12 protein-coding genes and 1 tRNA gene are annotated in these 13,806 nt (G+C 72.3%); 4 read left to right on the top strand and 9 right to left on the bottom strand.

The features are described 5' to 3' along the window. Window positions 1-91 precede the first annotated feature (91 nt). The 8 genes from phoA to ABC270_RS10410 form a co-directional block, all read right to left on the bottom strand. The gene (gene phoA / locus ABC270_RS10445) at window positions 92-1,774 is read right to left on the bottom strand and encodes an alkaline phosphatase (RefSeq protein WP_412880733.1); all 1,683 of its coding nucleotides are present in this window, start codon (window positions 1,772-1,774) and stop codon (window positions 92-94) included. Window positions 1,775-1,905: 131 nt separating this feature from the next. Further along, window positions 1,906-2,322, bottom strand: a complete 417-nt coding sequence (locus ABC270_RS10440; RefSeq protein ID WP_412880732.1) for an SIP domain-containing protein — start codon at window positions 2,320-2,322, stop codon at window positions 1,906-1,908. Window positions 2,323-2,348: 26 nt separating this feature from the next. Further along, window positions 2,349-3,050, bottom strand: coding sequence for a TetR/AcrR family transcriptional regulator (locus tag ABC270_RS10435; protein ID WP_412880731.1), 702 nt, complete (start codon window positions 3,048-3,050; stop codon window positions 2,349-2,351). After that, a complete protein-coding gene (locus ABC270_RS10430) occupies window positions 3,047-5,206 on the bottom strand; it encodes a CocE/NonD family hydrolase (RefSeq protein WP_412880730.1) in 2,160 nt (719 codons plus the stop codon). The genes ABC270_RS10435 and ABC270_RS10430 overlap by 4 nt, the downstream gene beginning before the upstream one ends. Further along, a complete protein-coding gene (locus ABC270_RS10425) occupies window positions 5,203-7,017 on the bottom strand; it encodes a dipeptide ABC transporter ATP-binding protein (protein ID WP_412880729.1) in 1,815 nt (604 codons plus the stop codon). Before ABC270_RS10425 ends, ABC270_RS10430 begins: the two co-directional genes overlap by 4 nt. Beyond that, window positions 7,014-7,907 (bottom strand): ABC transporter permease, encoded by an 894-nt coding sequence (locus tag ABC270_RS10420; protein WP_412880728.1) that lies wholly within the window; start codon window positions 7,905-7,907, stop codon window positions 7,014-7,016. Before ABC270_RS10420 ends, ABC270_RS10425 begins: the two co-directional genes overlap by 4 nt. Continuing rightward, window positions 7,904-8,914, bottom strand: a complete 1,011-nt coding sequence (locus ABC270_RS10415; RefSeq protein ID WP_412880727.1) for an ABC transporter permease — start codon at window positions 8,912-8,914, stop codon at window positions 7,904-7,906. The genes ABC270_RS10420 and ABC270_RS10415 overlap by 4 nt, the downstream gene beginning before the upstream one ends. Then, the gene (locus ABC270_RS10410) at window positions 8,911-10,512 is read right to left on the bottom strand and encodes an ABC transporter substrate-binding protein (RefSeq protein WP_412880726.1); all 1,602 of its coding nucleotides are present in this window, start codon (window positions 10,510-10,512) and stop codon (window positions 8,911-8,913) included. Before ABC270_RS10410 ends, ABC270_RS10415 begins: the two co-directional genes overlap by 4 nt. Window positions 10,513-10,724: 212 nt before the next feature. Here ABC270_RS10410 and ABC270_RS10405 point away from each other — a divergent pair, with 212 nt between their 5' ends. The 3 genes from ABC270_RS10405 to ABC270_RS10395 are packed head-to-tail and all read left to right on the top strand — an operon-like array spanning window position 10,725 to window position 12,369. Beyond that, the gene (locus tag ABC270_RS10405) at window positions 10,725-11,318 is read left to right on the top strand and encodes a molybdopterin-dependent oxidoreductase (protein ID WP_412880725.1); all 594 of its coding nucleotides are present in this window, start codon (window positions 10,725-10,727) and stop codon (window positions 11,316-11,318) included. Then, the gene (locus ABC270_RS10400; protein WP_412880724.1) at window positions 11,315-12,115 is read left to right on the top strand and encodes an FAD-binding oxidoreductase; all 801 of its coding nucleotides are present in this window, start codon (window positions 11,315-11,317) and stop codon (window positions 12,113-12,115) included. Before ABC270_RS10405 ends, ABC270_RS10400 begins: the two co-directional genes overlap by 4 nt. Next, window positions 12,115-12,369 (top strand): DUF6510 family protein, encoded by a 255-nt coding sequence (locus ABC270_RS10395; RefSeq protein ID WP_412880723.1) that lies wholly within the window; start codon window positions 12,115-12,117, stop codon window positions 12,367-12,369. Before ABC270_RS10400 ends, ABC270_RS10395 begins: the two co-directional genes overlap by 1 nt. A 274-nt stretch (window positions 12,370-12,643) precedes the next feature. Here ABC270_RS10395 and ABC270_RS10390 read toward each other — a convergent pair. Next, window positions 12,644-12,715: transfer RNA gene (locus ABC270_RS10390), tRNA-Gly, on the bottom strand. Window positions 12,716-12,988: 273 nt separating this feature from the next. On the opposite strand from ABC270_RS10390, the gene ABC270_RS10385 reads away from it, so the two are divergent. Next, window positions 12,989-13,750 carry a glycoside hydrolase family 16 protein gene (locus ABC270_RS10385; protein ID WP_412880722.1) on the top strand — a complete coding sequence of 254 codons (762 nt, stop codon included), beginning with the start codon at window positions 12,989-12,991 and terminating at the stop codon, window positions 13,748-13,750. Window positions 13,751-13,806 lie beyond the last annotated feature (56 nt).

Here is a 13,806-nt window from a genome sequence, read left to right as displayed (position 1 = left end):
GAGCGGGCGCGGGTCGCGGAGCGGCGGACCCTTGACGGACGGGGAGGCACGGTGCCGGCCGGCACCGTGCCTCCCGTCCGCGGTCGGCGCGTCAGCGCACGCGCACCTGCGCGGTCGCGACCTTGCCGGTCTGCACGCCGGTGAACGTGAGCGTCGTCGTGCCGCGCTCGGCGCGCCACGTCGTCGACGCCGTGCCGTTCACCAGGTCGAGGGTGCCGAGGTCGGCGTCGCCGAGCTGGACGCGGACCTGACGGTCGCCGGCGAAGCGGCTGCCGGTGACCGTGACGCGCTCGCCGCGACGGGGCGACCGGTCGGACACGTCGACCCGTGCGCCGCGGCTGAGCGCGGCGACGTCCTCCGACAGCCCGAGACCGTCGCGGATGGTGAAGAACGTGTCGGTCTGGTCGGAGAGCCCGACGACGTTCGCGGCGCCCGGGCCGTAGGCGGCGATGCGGACCTGCGTGCCGGTGTGCTGCTGCGAGCCGCCGGCGGCAGCGGTGCCGTACGAGACCTTCATCGTGGTGCCGTCGGCCGTCACGAGCGCCGTGGAGAGCGCGGCGGGCGGCGTGTTGTCGACGATCTGGCTCGAGTGGGCGTGGTCAGCGGTCGCGATGACGAGCGTGTTGCCGTCTCGCTTCGCGAACGCGAGCGCGGCCTGCACGGCCTCGTCGAAGTCGATCGTCTCGCCGATCTGGCCGCAGGCGTCGGCGGCGTGGTCCTGCTTGTCGATGCTGGCGCCCTCGACCTGGAGGAAGAAGCCCTTCTTCGCGTGCTTCTGCTGCAGGAGGTCGATCGACTTGTTGGTCAGCGACGCGAGCGAGAGCCCGGTGTCGAGGCGTGCCGGGTTCGGCGTGCAGCGGGTCGGTGCGGCGTCCGCGCCACCGACGGTCGCCGTGGTCGGGGCGTACCGCGTCGGGAAGTTGCCCGGCGTGAAGAGCCCGAGGAGCGGCGCCTTCTGGTCTGCCCTGCGGACCGCGGCGAGTCCGGCGGCGTCGTCGACGACCTGGTAGCCGCGTTCGTCGGCCTGCTCGAAGAGGGTCTTGCCGGCCCACTGACCGGCCTTCGCGGTCTGCTGGAAGCTCGCGGAGCCACCGCCGAGGGTGACGTCCGGGCGCGCGTTCAGCAGCTGCTCGCTGATCGAGCCGAGCCCGCCCGCCTGCAGGGCGTCGGTGCCGCACGCCGCGGTGTCGGGACCGTAGCAGGAGCGCGAGCCGACGTGTGCGACCTGGACCGCCGGGGTGGCGTCCTGGATCTCGGCCGTGGAGACGTCGCCGGTCTTGTACCCGTTCGCCTTCGCGAGTTCGAGGAGCGACTGCTGCGGCTTCCCGTCGATGTCGACCGAGATGGCGCCGTCGTAGGTCTTGGTCCCGGTCGCCCACGCGCTGCCGGAGGCGGCCGAGTCGGTGACGTAGTCGGGCTTGCCCTTGTTCTCCCCGCTCTTCACGAGGGAGTAGGTGGTGTACGAGCCGGTCATGGGCAGGGCGTCGAGACCGGGGAGCCGGCCGGCGGCGCCGTACTGGTAGTTGCGCGCCACCGTGATCTCGGAGTCGCCCATCCCGTCGCCGATGAGCAGGATGACGTTCTTCGCGCCGGCGTTCTGGATGGCCTGGCGGACGTTCCGGGTCTGGTCGCCCTGGTGGCGGGCTGCGCCGCCGTGCTGGTTCAGCGCGAGCTGGGCGACGGCCTCGGCCGTACCCGGCAGTGCGACGGCGCCGACGATGACGGCTGCGCCGAGCGCGAGCGCCGCGCGGCGTCGCTTCGTGGTGTGCTGCATGTGGATCCCCTCTGGACGTGCCCCGAACGGGTGCCATCAGAGGATGGCTGTGCAGCGGTACAGGATGGTGAACGCGCCTCGACGACGACGTGAACGGTGCGCGCGCCCGGACGGTGCCGGGACTGCGCGGGTCAGCCGCCGATCTCGACGTGCTGGCCGGCTCCGTCGATGCCGAGCTGCACGAGGGAGCGCGCTCGGTCGACCCAGGCGTTGTCGGCGCACCCGATCCACACCGCAGTGCACGGCACACCACCGGGGACGCACCACTCGGTCGCCCAGCCGACGACCGCCTCGGCCAGTGCCTCACCGTGGTCGGCGAAGACGAGCGACGCGACACTGGACGGCCGGGTGCTCCGGACCAACCAGGTGACGGTCACACGCGGCGGTGCCGGCAGGATCCGGACCTCGCCCTCGTGGGTCACCTCGACGAAGACCTGCCCGTACGCGGTGTCGGGGAGCTCGACGAGCTGGCGGTGGATCTCCGGGAGCTCACCGGCACAGCCCGCGACGAGCACGTGCTCGACGGGCTGCTGCCGGTTCCTGGTCATCCGGACACCGTACGGCCCGTGCTCGCTCACGACAAGGGGTTCGTCGTGACGCGTGTGAGCGCGGGGCCGAGTTCGTGGGCGAGGAAGGACCACATCCACTCCAGCGCGACCGTGTTGGTCAGCCCGGGAACACCCTGCTGGATCTGCGTCGCGACGCCGTCGCTGTACGCCGCGAGCTTGAGGGCGACGGTCTCCGGGTGCGCGGTCGCCGTGAACACGCCCGACTCGACCCCACGCCGGAGGACCCGGACGAGGCACGCCTCCCAGACACGGATGCGTTCGGCGTACTCGGCGGCGACCTCGGGTCGGCGGACGACGGCGGTCCAGTAGTCCGACCAGACGCGCCAGTGCTCGCGGACCTCCGGGCGCTCGGCGAACAGCGGCTCGACGAGCATCCGGACGGCCCGCACCGGGTCGGGTTCCGCATCGACGGCCTCGACGATCGCGCCGTAGAAGCGTTCGGTCTCGAGGACCACGACCTCGTTGAGGATCTCCGCGACGCTGTCGAAGTGGTACGTGACCGTGCCCACGGACACGCCCGCCTCGGCAGCGATGTCGCGCAGGCCCGTGGAGCCGACGCCCCGGCGGACGATGACCTCGCGGGCGGCGGCGACGATCATCGCCCGACGGACCTCGGGCCGCTGGCGGGCCCGGGTCCGCCCGCCCGTGTCGAGGCCGGGTGTGCGGGACGGGGCTGACCCGGCGCCCGTGTCGGGGGCGGCGCTCACGCGGACGTCCGCGGCACGTCGTCGACGAAGGTGTGCTCCGCGACGAGCACCTCCGGAGTGCCGGCCACACCGTCGCGCGCCCACGCCCGCACGGTGTTCTCGACGTGGAACGTGTCGGCGGTGGCGCGGAGCTCCGCGGTCGTCTCGAGTCGCGCCGCCCAGTCGTCCGTCGCCAGACCGATCGCCCACCGGGACGACGCCCGGGCACTCGTCGGGTCGCCCGTCCGGATCCGGTAGGTCTCGCGCGCGTCCTCGGTGAAGACGAGCCCGTCCGGGTAGACGCGGCCGCCGCCGTAACCGGGGTCGACGTCGAGCGTCCACTCCCCCGTCTCGACGTCGTGCGTGACCGTCCGCTGCGGCAGCGACCCGGACGGTTCCACGCGCTCGATCGCGAGCGGCGTCGACCGCTCGGGCTCCTCGAACGCCACCCCGTCGTCGGTGCTCCTCGTCCACACGGGCAGCCGGACCGAGGACGCCGACGGGTCGACCTCGAGCGTCGGGCTCACGCCGTGCGGCCACACCCACGGCCAGTACGACGTCGACACCGCGATCCGGAGCCGGTGACCGGCGGCGAACCGGTGCCCGGTCGACACGAGGCGCACCGGCAGCACCGTCCGCACTCCCGGCTCGAGCGGGTCGTCCCGGTCCATCCCCTCGCGGGCGGAGGCGTTCAGCACGCCGCGGGTGACGAGCGTCGAGGACCCGTCCGGCGCGACGTCGCACAGGCGCACGGTCACGGTGGCGCGTGGCTGGTCGCTCGTGACGGCGAGGTCGACGAGCACGGTGCCGAGCAGGTCGACGGGCTCGTCCACGGGCAGGTCGAAGCACACCGACCGGCCGTCCTCGGCGCGCTGGTCGGGCGGCAGGTCGGTGGCGTTGCCGAACGGGAAGAACCGCCCGGCGTCGACCCCGGTGTGCTCGGGCGAGCGGACGACGACCACGCCGTCGGTGCCGCCCCGCAGCGCCGTCAGCGGGAGCGAGCGGACCGACGTCGCCGCGGACGGCCACGCCTCGGCCCCCACCCACCGCCCGCGTCGCTGCTCGTAGTACGTCGCGGGTGGCTCGCCCTCGTTGATCCAGGCGCGCAGGGCGGGGTCCTGCTCGACGCCGGTGTCGACCTCGCGGAGCCAGCGGTCCCACCAGCGGAGCGTCTCCTGCAGGAACCCGATCGACGGTCCCGGTGCGAGGCCGCGGTCCGGGTACTGGTGCGACCACGGCCCGACGATGCCCTTGACCGGCGCCGGGACGTTCGCCACCAGGCGCAGCACCGCGTCCCGGTACGGGTCCGCCCACCCGCCGACGGCGAGGACCGCGGCTCCGATGTTCCCGTAGTCCTCGGCGGCGCTGCCGTGCCGCCAGTAGTCGTCCCGCTCCTGGTGCGCCAGCCACGTCGGCGTCATCGGGCGGTTCGCGTCGAGCCGCTCGCGCCACCGGTCGACCCAGCCGTCGCCGACGACCTCGGGTCGGGGCGGACGCGAGTTGAACGCGAACATGGTCGCGCCCCACGCCGCCATGTCGATCCCGAGGAGCGCCCCGCCGACGTAGTGCACGTCGTTGTCGTAGCGGTCGTCGGTCGAGCAGACGGTCACGATCGCCTTGAGCGCCTCGGGGGCGCGCGCCGCGAGCTGCAGTGCGTTGAACCCGCCCCAGGAGATGCCGAACATGCCGACCGAACCGGTCGACCAGGGCTGGTCCGCGAGCCACGCGATCACGGCCTCGCCGTCGCGCAGCTCCTGTTCGCTGTACTCGTCGTCGAAGAACCCGTCGGACGACCCCGTCCCGCGGATGTCGACCCGCACCGAGGCGTACCCGTGCGCCGCGTACCAGGGGTGCCGCTCCGAGTCGCGGGGTGCGGTCCAGTCGTCGAGCCGGTACGGCAGGTACTCGAGCAGCACCGGGACCGGCTGGACCGGCGACGCGGACGAAGGTGACGCGGACGAAGGTGACCCGGACGGCGACGCGGACGAAGGTGACCCGGACGGCGACGCGGACGAAGGTGACCCGGACGTCGACGCGGACGCCGGTGACCAGATCCGGGCGTGCAGCCGCACCCCGTCCGGCATCGGGATCCACTCGTCGCGCACGACGACGCCGTCCGGCAGCCCGTCGGGCGACCCGATCGCGGTGAAGCGTTCCCCACTCGAGCGCAGACTCATGCGCCGACCCCCTTCCCGACGACCACGTCGTGGTCGCTCCAGTTGCGGACGAGGTGCCCGTGGCCGTGGTCGGTCCACCCCTCCGCGTGTCCCCAGTGCTGCAATCCGTCGTCGACGTCCGGCAGCTCCGTGCTGCCCGGTTCGAGCGTGGCTGCGAGGAGCGTCGACGTGTAGGGGTGGTTCGGGCCGCCGAACACCGCCTCGGTCGGCCCGATCTCCACGATCCTTCCGCCGGTCATGACGGCGACCCGGTCCGCCACACCGCGGACGACGGCGAGGTCGTGGCTGATGAACAGGCAGCTGAGGCCTCGTTCGCGCTGCAGGTCGGCGAGCAACGCGAGGATCCCCGCCTGCACCTGCACGTCGAGCGCGGTGGTGATCTCGTCCGCGATCACGAGCCGCGGCTCCGCAGCGAGTGCACGGGCGATCCCCACCCGCTGCCGCTGCCCACCGGACAGCTGTGCCGGCAGCCGGTCGGCGAACTCCGGGCCGAGGCCCACGAGCGTCAACAGCTCGCCGACCCGCGCCCTCGACGACGACCCCGTGAAGAGCCGGAGCGGTCGGGCGATCGCCGCGCCCACGGTCCGGCGGGGGTTGAGCGACGTGTCGGCGTTCTGGAACACCAGCTGGACTGCGCGCCGCAGCTCGGGCGACCGACCGGCGACCGGCACACCGAGGTCACCCGACACCGTGCCGTCGTCGAACGCGAAGGTCCCCGACTCGGCCGGCACCAGGCCCGCGAGGGCCGTCGCGAGCGTCGACTTGCCGCTGCCGGACTCCCCCACCATCGCGAGTGTCTCGCGCGCCCCGACGGTGAAGGAGACCCCGTCCACCGCGGCCGGCAGGCCGCGTCCGTACCGGATCACCAGGTCCTCGGCGGTCACCACCGGACGCGCGCCGACGGGAGGCCCGGTGCGCGTCCCGTCGTCGGCGACCGTCCCGGGGACGGTCACCGCGCCGGCGGGGCGATCCGCGCCTCCCGGCCGTCGCCCGTCCGGCACCGCGGCCAACAGCGCGCGCGTGTACTCGTGCTGCGGCGACGCGAAGAGCGACGCCGTCGCGGCGTGCTCGACGACCTCGCCGGCACGCATGACCGCGATCTCGTCTGCCATGGCCGACACCACGCCGAGGTCGTGGCTGACGAGCAGGACGGCCATGCCCAGCTCGCGGCCGAGCTCCGCGACGAGGTCGAGGACCGCCGCCTGCGTGACCACGTCGAGTGCGGTCGTGGGTTCGTCGAGCACGAGCACGCGGGGTCGGGCCGCGACCGCCATCGCGATCGCGACGCGCTGCTGCTGCCCGCCCGAGAGCTGGTGCGGGAACCGTCGGACGATCGTCTCGGGCGACGGCAGTCGGACCAGACGCGCGAGCTCGACGACCCGCTCCGCTCCGTCCGGCTCGCCGTGTGCCCGGAGCGCCTCCCGGATCTGCTCGCCGATCCGCATCGACGGCGTCAGTGCCTGCCCGGCGTTCTGCGCGACGACGCTCGCGGTACCGCCGCGGAGCGCGCGTCGTCCGGCGGGTGAGAGTGCGAAGACGTCCTCGCCGGCGACCCTGACGGTGCCGCGTTCGACGACCGAGCCGGCACGGAGGTGCGCGAGGAGCGTGCGGGCCACGGTCGACTTCCCGCTGCCGGACTCCCCGACCAGCCCGAGGGTGCGGCCGGCGGCGATGGCGAACGACACCCCGCGGACGACCGGGACGGTCCGGGGACCAGCGGCGTAGGAGATCGCGAGGTCGTCGACCTGGACGACGGGGCCCGGAACGGCGGCGCCGGCTGCGACGGTGGTGGTCGTGTCGGTCGCGGTCATGCGCTCACTCCCTGCTTCGCACGGTCGACGCCGAGGGACTTCGCGAGGCCGTCCGCGGCGAGGTTGAGGCCGACCACGAGGGTCGCGAGGGCGACGATCGGCGCGAGCGTGCCCAGCGGCACCACGGTCAGCGCTGTCCGGTTCTCCTGCACCATGAGTCCCCAGTCCGGCGTCGGCGGGTTCGCGCCGAACCCGAGGAACGACAGCGAGGCGACGAGCAGCACGATCCACGATGCCCGCATCGCGTACTCGACGAGCACCACGTCGAGCACGTTCGGCAGGATCTCCCGGAACACGATCGACAGCGGCCGCTCGCCGCGAGCGCGGGCAGCGGTGACGTAGTCCTGCGTGATCACGGTCCGTGCGGCTCCGCGGACCACGCGGGTCACGGCCGGGGCGTAGACGATCGTCACGGCGAGGACGATGACCCAGAGGCCGGCGTCGAACACGGTCACGACCACGAGGAGCGCGAGGATCGAGGGCACGCTGAGCAGGGCGTCGACGACCCGCATCACGACCTCGTCGAACCAGTTGTCCGCGTACGCGGTGATGCAGCCGAGGACGGTGCCGACCGCGACCGCGATCGTCGTCGCGAGGAACGTGACGAGCAGTGCGTACCGACCGCCGTTCAGCGTGCGCGACAGGACGTCGCGGCCGTACTGGTCGGTGCCGAGCCAGTGGTTCCAGGTCGGCCCGGAGAGGACGTCCCCGGCGTTCGTCGCGACCGGCGAGTGGCCGGCGATGACCGGAGCGAGCACGGCGAGCACGAGGTGGAGCGCGATGAGGCCGAGCCCGACGGACAGGGCGGTCGAGCCCCGCAGCGGCGCGGTCACACGGCGGACGGCACCGGGGCGGAGCGTCCCGGTCGGGCGGGGGGCGACGGCGGTCATGCTGCTGCCTTCCGGGTTCGGCTCGCGGTGCCGGCACGTCGGACCCGGGTCCGGCGCTGGCGCGTGCGCAGCTTCGGGTCCAGGACGAGCGCGACGAGGTCGGCGGCGAGGTTGCACACGACGTAGACCACCGCACTGAGGAGCGCGATCGCCTCGATCGTCGGCAGGTCCCGGTCGTACACGGACTCGAGCATGAGCTTGCCCATGCCGGGGTAGTTGAAGACGTTCTCCACGACGACCACGCCGCCGAGCAGCCACGCGACGTTGAGTGCGATCACGGTGAGGGTCGGCAGCAGGGCGCTCGGCACGGCGTGCTTCCACACCACCCGTCGCGTCGAGAGGCCCTTGAGCTCGGCGGTCGTGACGAACTCCGAGGCCATCACGTCGATCGTCGAGGAGCGGGCGGTCCGGACGATGTACGCAGCCATCGCGAGCGTGAGCACGATGATCGGCAGCCAGATCGTCGGCAGGAGTTCCCCGACCGTGGCGTCGCTCCCCCGCAGCACGACCGCGGGGAACAGCGGCACGCCGATCGCGAAGAGGAGCACGAGGACGGTGGCGACCATGAACTCGGGGACGCTCATCACGACCAGGCTGACGATCGAGACCAGCCGGTCGGTGGCACGGCCGCGGCGGACCCCGGCGAGGACCCCGAGGAACAGCGACAGGGTGACACCGACGAGCATCGCGGGGACGGCGATGAGCATGCTGTTCCGGAACGCCGTGAACAGGGTCGGCGCGACGGGCTCGCCGCTGACGAGCGACGTGCCGAAGTCGCCGTGGGCCGCACCGCCGAGCCACTCGAGGTAGCGCAGCCACACGTTCTGGTCGAGGCCGAGGGACTCCCGGAGCTGCTTCACGGCCTCGGGCGTTGCGTTCTGGCCGAGGAGCTGCTGCGCGACGTCGCCGGGCAGCGCCTGCACCGCGAGGAACACGAAGAGGGACGCGAGGACGACCGTGAGCACGGCGATCCCGAGTCGTCGGAGGACGGGGACGAGGACGTTCATCGGCGGAGTCCGATCCGGAGCCAGTCGAACTCGAAGCCGTACTCCGAGTAGTTGACGACGTCGCGGGACAGCCCGACCAGGCGGTCCCCGAACATCGGGGTCATGTCGGCGCCGTCCTCGACGATGAGCCGTTGCGCGTCCTGGTAGAGCGTCAGGCGCTTGGCGTCGTCCATCTCGGCCCGGGCGTCATCGAGGAGTGCGTCGAACCGCTCGTTCGACCACGCGCTCTCGTTGTAGGACGACCCGGAGCGGAAGATCTGGTTGAGCAGCTGGTCGATCGGACGCCCGGTGAACCAGTAGCTCACCATGAGCGGCTTCTGCATCCAGATCTGCGTGTAGTACGAGTCCGAGCTGGCGTTCTGCACCGTCAGGCGGATGCCCGCGTCCGCGACGGCGTCACGGTAGGCGACGGCCATCGGGGTGAAGACCGACTCGTAGCTGGACGTGTAGATCGACGTGCGCAGGTCCGACCGCCCGGCGGCCTTGAGCAGCGCCTTCGCCTTGTCCGGGTCGTGCTCGCGGTGGTCGTCCACGAACGCGGCGAGCTGCGGCGGCACGGGGTTGTCCCAGCCGGGCGACCCGGTGCCCTGCAGTGCGGTCTCGACGATCGAGCGGGGGTCGTAGGCGAGCTTCATCGCCTGGCGGACGCGGGGGTCACGGAACTCGTCGCTCGTCGCGAGCATCGGGATCGTGTACCACTGGGCGTTCTTCGACCGGGCGATCGTGGCCCGGTCCGACGCCGCGACGACCCGGGCCGTGGCGAAGTCGAGGTTGGTCTGCGAGATGAGGTCGATCTGTCCGGCGAGCAGGGCGTTGACCCGGGCGGTGGTGTCCTGGATCGAGAAGAAGTCGATGCCGTCGAGCGCTGGGCGCCCCGCGAAGTGGTCGTCGAACGCCTCGACGCTCCCGGCACCGGCCGGCGTGAACGACGACAGCCGGAACGGTCCGGTGCCGATCCCCGTGCGGCCGATGTCGGCCACGGCGTCCGCGGGGACGATGTAGCACTGGTACGCCGTCAGCAGGGACGGGAACTCCGCGTTCGGCTTCGTCAGCGAGAACCGGAGCGTGTGCTGGTCGACGGCCGTCATCGACCGGGCATCCATCACCTCGCCGAGGACCCCTGCCTGCGGGCTGCCGGTCTTCTCGTCGAGGATGTGCTGGATGCTCGCGATCGCATCCGCTGCGACGAAGCGCGAACCGTCGTGGAACCGCACACCGCGGCGGAGTCGGAAGGTCCACTCGGTGCCGTCGGCGTTCGCGGACCACTCCTCGGCGAGGTCGGGGACCGGTTGCCCCTGCTCGTCGAGCTTCACCAACCGGTTGTACAGCGCGCCCAGGTACTCGTACGCGGACAGCGAGCTCGCGGAGTCGAGGGTCTCGGCCGCCGAGGCAGCTGGTCGGGCGACCCGGAGCCGCCCGCCGCGGCGGGCCGTTCCGGTGGCAGCGGCCTCCGGCAGGGCGGTCGTGCCGGCCGAGGCACCGGAGCTGCACCCGGTCAGGGTGAGCAGGCCGAGGCCGGCGAGTCCGGCCGCACCGGACAGGAGCGTCCGGCGGCTCGGGCCGCGGGCGTTCCGGGGTTCGTGGACGATGGGCTGCATTCGGGGTGACCCCTCCTGGTAATCGTTCCGGTGAACGATAAGGGAACCGCGCCGATCCCCCAACCCCCTGCCACCGACCGCCGGAGCGGTCCGGAGCAGCCCCGATGCGCGTCCGCGTGCGGATGCGAGGCGGTCGGCACGGTGCGCGTCGGCGTCCTGAGTGTTTACCAACCCGTTACATGCGGGACGCCGGGCGCGCGCCAAGATCGAGCATGGCGACCTTCACGCGCGGCTTCGGCGGTCGGCGGCACGAACGCGACGACTCGCGCCTCCCACCAGGCCAGACCCTCGTCGAGGACTGGCCGGTCCTCTCCGCCGGTGCGACACCCGAGATCGAGCCGTCGGACTGGTCGTTCTCCATCCGGACCGAGAGCGGCCTGCACTCCTGGACGTGGGACGAGGTACACACACTCGGCGTCGAGGACGTCACCGTGGACATCCACTGCGTGACGCACTGGACGAAGCTCGACATGCCGTGGCGCGGGGTGCCCCTCGACCGGCTGTTCGCGGACGTCGAGACGTCGCTCGACTTCTGCATGGTGCACAGCTTCGGCGGCTACACGGCGAACGTCCCGCTCGACGAACTGCTCGACGGGCAGTCCTGGATCGCCTTCGAGGCCGACGGCGAACCGCTGACACCCGAGCACGGCGGCCCCGCACGCCTCCTCGTGCCGCACCTGTACTTCTGGAAGAGCGCCAAGTGGGTGCGCGGGATCGTCATGCAGTCCGACGACGAGCCCGGGTTCTGGGAGAACGCCGGCTACAACATGCACGGCGACCCCTGGAAGGAAGAGCGGTACTGGTGAGCGGTGCACTCCCGTCCACCGGCTCCCCGTCATCCGGCCTGGAGGCACGGCTCACCCCCGTTGCGTCGGCACCGGTCCGCCGTCGGCCGGCCTGGCACCCCGCCACGGTCGTCTCCGTCACGCCCGAGACCCCGAACGCTCGGCGCCTCGTCCTCGACGTCCCGACCTGGCCCGGCAACGACCCGGGCCAGCACCTCGACCTGCGCCTCACCGCCGAGGACGGCTACCAGGCCTCGCGGTCGTACTCGGTCGCGTCCTCGGGGTCCGGGACGCAGGTGGTGCTCGCCGTCGACCGGGTGGACGGCGGCGAGGTCTCCCCGTTCCTGGTCGACGCGATCGAGGTCGGGGACGCCCTCGAGGTGCACGGGCCGCTCGGCGGGTGGTTCGTCTGGCACTCATCACCCGACGCCCGGCCGGTCCAGCTCATCGCCGGCGGATCCGGCATCGTGCCCCTCGCGGCCATCGCGACCGCGCACGTCGAGGCTGGCGACCCCGCCCCGTTCCGACTGCTCTACGCCGTCCGGACGCCGGCGGACGTCTTCTTCCGCGACGAGCTCGCCCGGGCCGCCGCAGCCGGCGTGACCACGACGGTCGTGCACAGCCGGCGAGCCCCCGCCGGCGAACCCGTGGGACGGCTCACCCGCGAGACCCTCGCGTCCGCGGTCTTCCCGCCGTCGTCCGGCGCGCAGGTCTACGTGTGCGGGTCAACGCCGTTCGTCGAGCAGGTGCTGCGGTGGCTCACGGAGCTGGGCCACGACACGAGCGACGTCCGCGCCGAACGGTTCGGGGGCAGCTGATGTCGCTCGTCGACGGCAACGCACTCGCCGGGGTGCTCGCCGAACGGTTCGGCCCGGACGCCACGACGGTCCTGCTCCGGTGTCCCGGCTGCGGGAGCGACGGCGTCGTCGCCCGGACCCGCGTCCACGTGACCGCGATGGGTGCTGTGGCCCGGTGCCACGACTGCGACACCGTGCTCGTCACCGTCGTCGACGACCCTGCCGGGCGCCGCGTCCGCTGCGCCCAGATCGCTCATCCCACGTCCTCGCACTGACCGCAAGGGCGCGAGCGGATCCTGCGGGAACCATGCGGGAAACCGCACCACCAGGACCGGAACCCATCCGAGAAGCGCGCCGCTCCGGATGCTCCATCGGGCGTGCGGACAACCCATCCTCACGACCCAGGGGCACGGTGGCCCCGACGCCGACGAGCGCGGGCACCCGAATCCTGCGCGCGTCGGCCGTCGGCCGTCCGAGGTGCCCGCCGCGGACACCCACCGGCCCGGTACGGCGAAGGCCCCGGTCTCCACGACCGGGGCCTTCTGTCCGAGCGGATGACGAGATTCGAACTCGCGACCCTCACCTTGGCAAGGTGATGCGCTACCACTGCGCCACATCCGCGTACACGGCAAGCCTAACCCCTCTCCCTCCGTCCGAGCACCCCGACCTGCTCCGCCGGGCGCGTCGAGCCCCTCCAAGTGGGGTGACGTCGCCCCACCATCTGGGGACATCCCGGGCGTGCCCCGGGCCGCTCCTCCTGCCTACGCTCGACCAACACGAACCGAAGCGGTCTGGGGAGGCCGTTCCGGCACGTCGCGGCACCGAGGGACCGGTGTCGTCAGCGATCCGCGTCGCTCCGTCACAGCGCGGACCAGATCAGGGAGTGGAAGACGCATGCCCCAGCGCACCTCGATCCGCGCCGTCGTCACCGTCATGGCGCTGGCCGCGGGCCTCGTGATGGCACCGATCGGAACGAGCACCTCAGCCGAGGCCGCCGCGGTCGCAGCACCGCGGGGCAACGTCGGCAAGTTCAAGCAGCAGTTCGTGGAGGACTTCCGGACGAACGCCAACTGGGGCGGGAAGTTCGCGAAGACCTACGCGCAGAGCTGGCAGCCCTACCCGGACGGCATGAGCAACATGTACTGGTCGGGCAAGCAGATCCGCGCCCTGAACGGCCACATGGACGTCTACCTCGACGGCAAGCACGGCGCCGCCGGCACGTTCGGCACCCCGACCGGCGCGTGGGACCACAAGGGCGGCAAGTTCAGTGTCCGCGCGAAGGCGGTCGGCGGCGACGGCAACGGAGCGGCCTTCATGCTCTGGCCGACGTCGAACGTGTGGAGCGACGGCGAGATCGACTACCCGGAGGCCAACTTCGAGGACGCCCCCATGGCGCACCACCACTCGATGAAGCCGGGCAACGAGGTGAACGCGATCAGCACCTCCACCAGGGCCTCGTGGCGCGACTGGCACGTCTACTCGATCGAGTGGATCCCCGGGAAGTCCGTCACGTACCTGCTCGACGGGAAGGTCATCTCGACGGTCACGAAGGACGTGCCGAAGACCTCGCACCGGTACATGTTCCAGGTGGGGAACTGGGGCAAGGCGGGGCACCTCTACATCGACTGGGTGGCCACGTACACGTACACGGGGTGACCAGCGGTCGGACCGACGGACGGGAGGCCCGTGGCGGCACCGCCACGGGCCTCCCG

The sequence above is a fragment of the Curtobacterium phoenicis genome, assembly GCF_047238015.1.
GTDB lineage: Bacteria > Actinomycetota > Actinomycetes > Actinomycetales > Microbacteriaceae > Curtobacterium.
Note: the sequence above shows the minus strand (reverse complement) of the source record. Positions and strands in the feature narration are given on the sequence as shown.

Excerpts from the sequence above, each read along its gene's own strand:
- phoA (WP_412880733.1), bottom strand. The coding sequence starts at position 1,774 with ATGCAGCACACCACGAAGCGACGCCGCGCGGCGCTCGCGCTCGGCGCA.
- ABC270_RS10440 (WP_412880732.1), bottom strand. The coding sequence starts at position 2,322 with ATGACCAGGAACCGGCAGCAGCCCGTCGAGCACGTGCTCGTCGCGGGC.
- ABC270_RS10430 (WP_412880730.1), bottom strand. The coding sequence starts at position 5,206 with ATGAGTCTGCGCTCGAGTGGGGAACGCTTCACCGCGATCGGGTCGCCC.
- ABC270_RS10425 (WP_412880729.1), bottom strand. The coding sequence starts at position 7,017 with ATGACCGCGACCGACACGACCACCACCGTCGCAGCCGGCGCCGCCGTT.
- ABC270_RS10420 (WP_412880728.1), bottom strand. The coding sequence starts at position 7,907 with ATGACCGCCGTCGCCCCCCGCCCGACCGGGACGCTCCGCCCCGGTGCC.
- ABC270_RS10415 (WP_412880727.1), bottom strand. The coding sequence starts at position 8,914 with ATGAACGTCCTCGTCCCCGTCCTCCGACGACTCGGGATCGCCGTGCTC.
- ABC270_RS10410 (WP_412880726.1), bottom strand. The coding sequence starts at position 10,512 with ATGCAGCCCATCGTCCACGAACCCCGGAACGCCCGCGGCCCGAGCCGC.
- ABC270_RS10405 (WP_412880725.1), top strand. The coding sequence starts at position 10,725 with ATGGCGACCTTCACGCGCGGCTTCGGCGGTCGGCGGCACGAACGCGAC.
- ABC270_RS10395 (WP_412880723.1), top strand. The coding sequence starts at position 12,115 with ATGTCGCTCGTCGACGGCAACGCACTCGCCGGGGTGCTCGCCGAACGG.
- ABC270_RS10385 (WP_412880722.1), top strand. The coding sequence starts at position 12,989 with ATGCCCCAGCGCACCTCGATCCGCGCCGTCGTCACCGTCATGGCGCTG.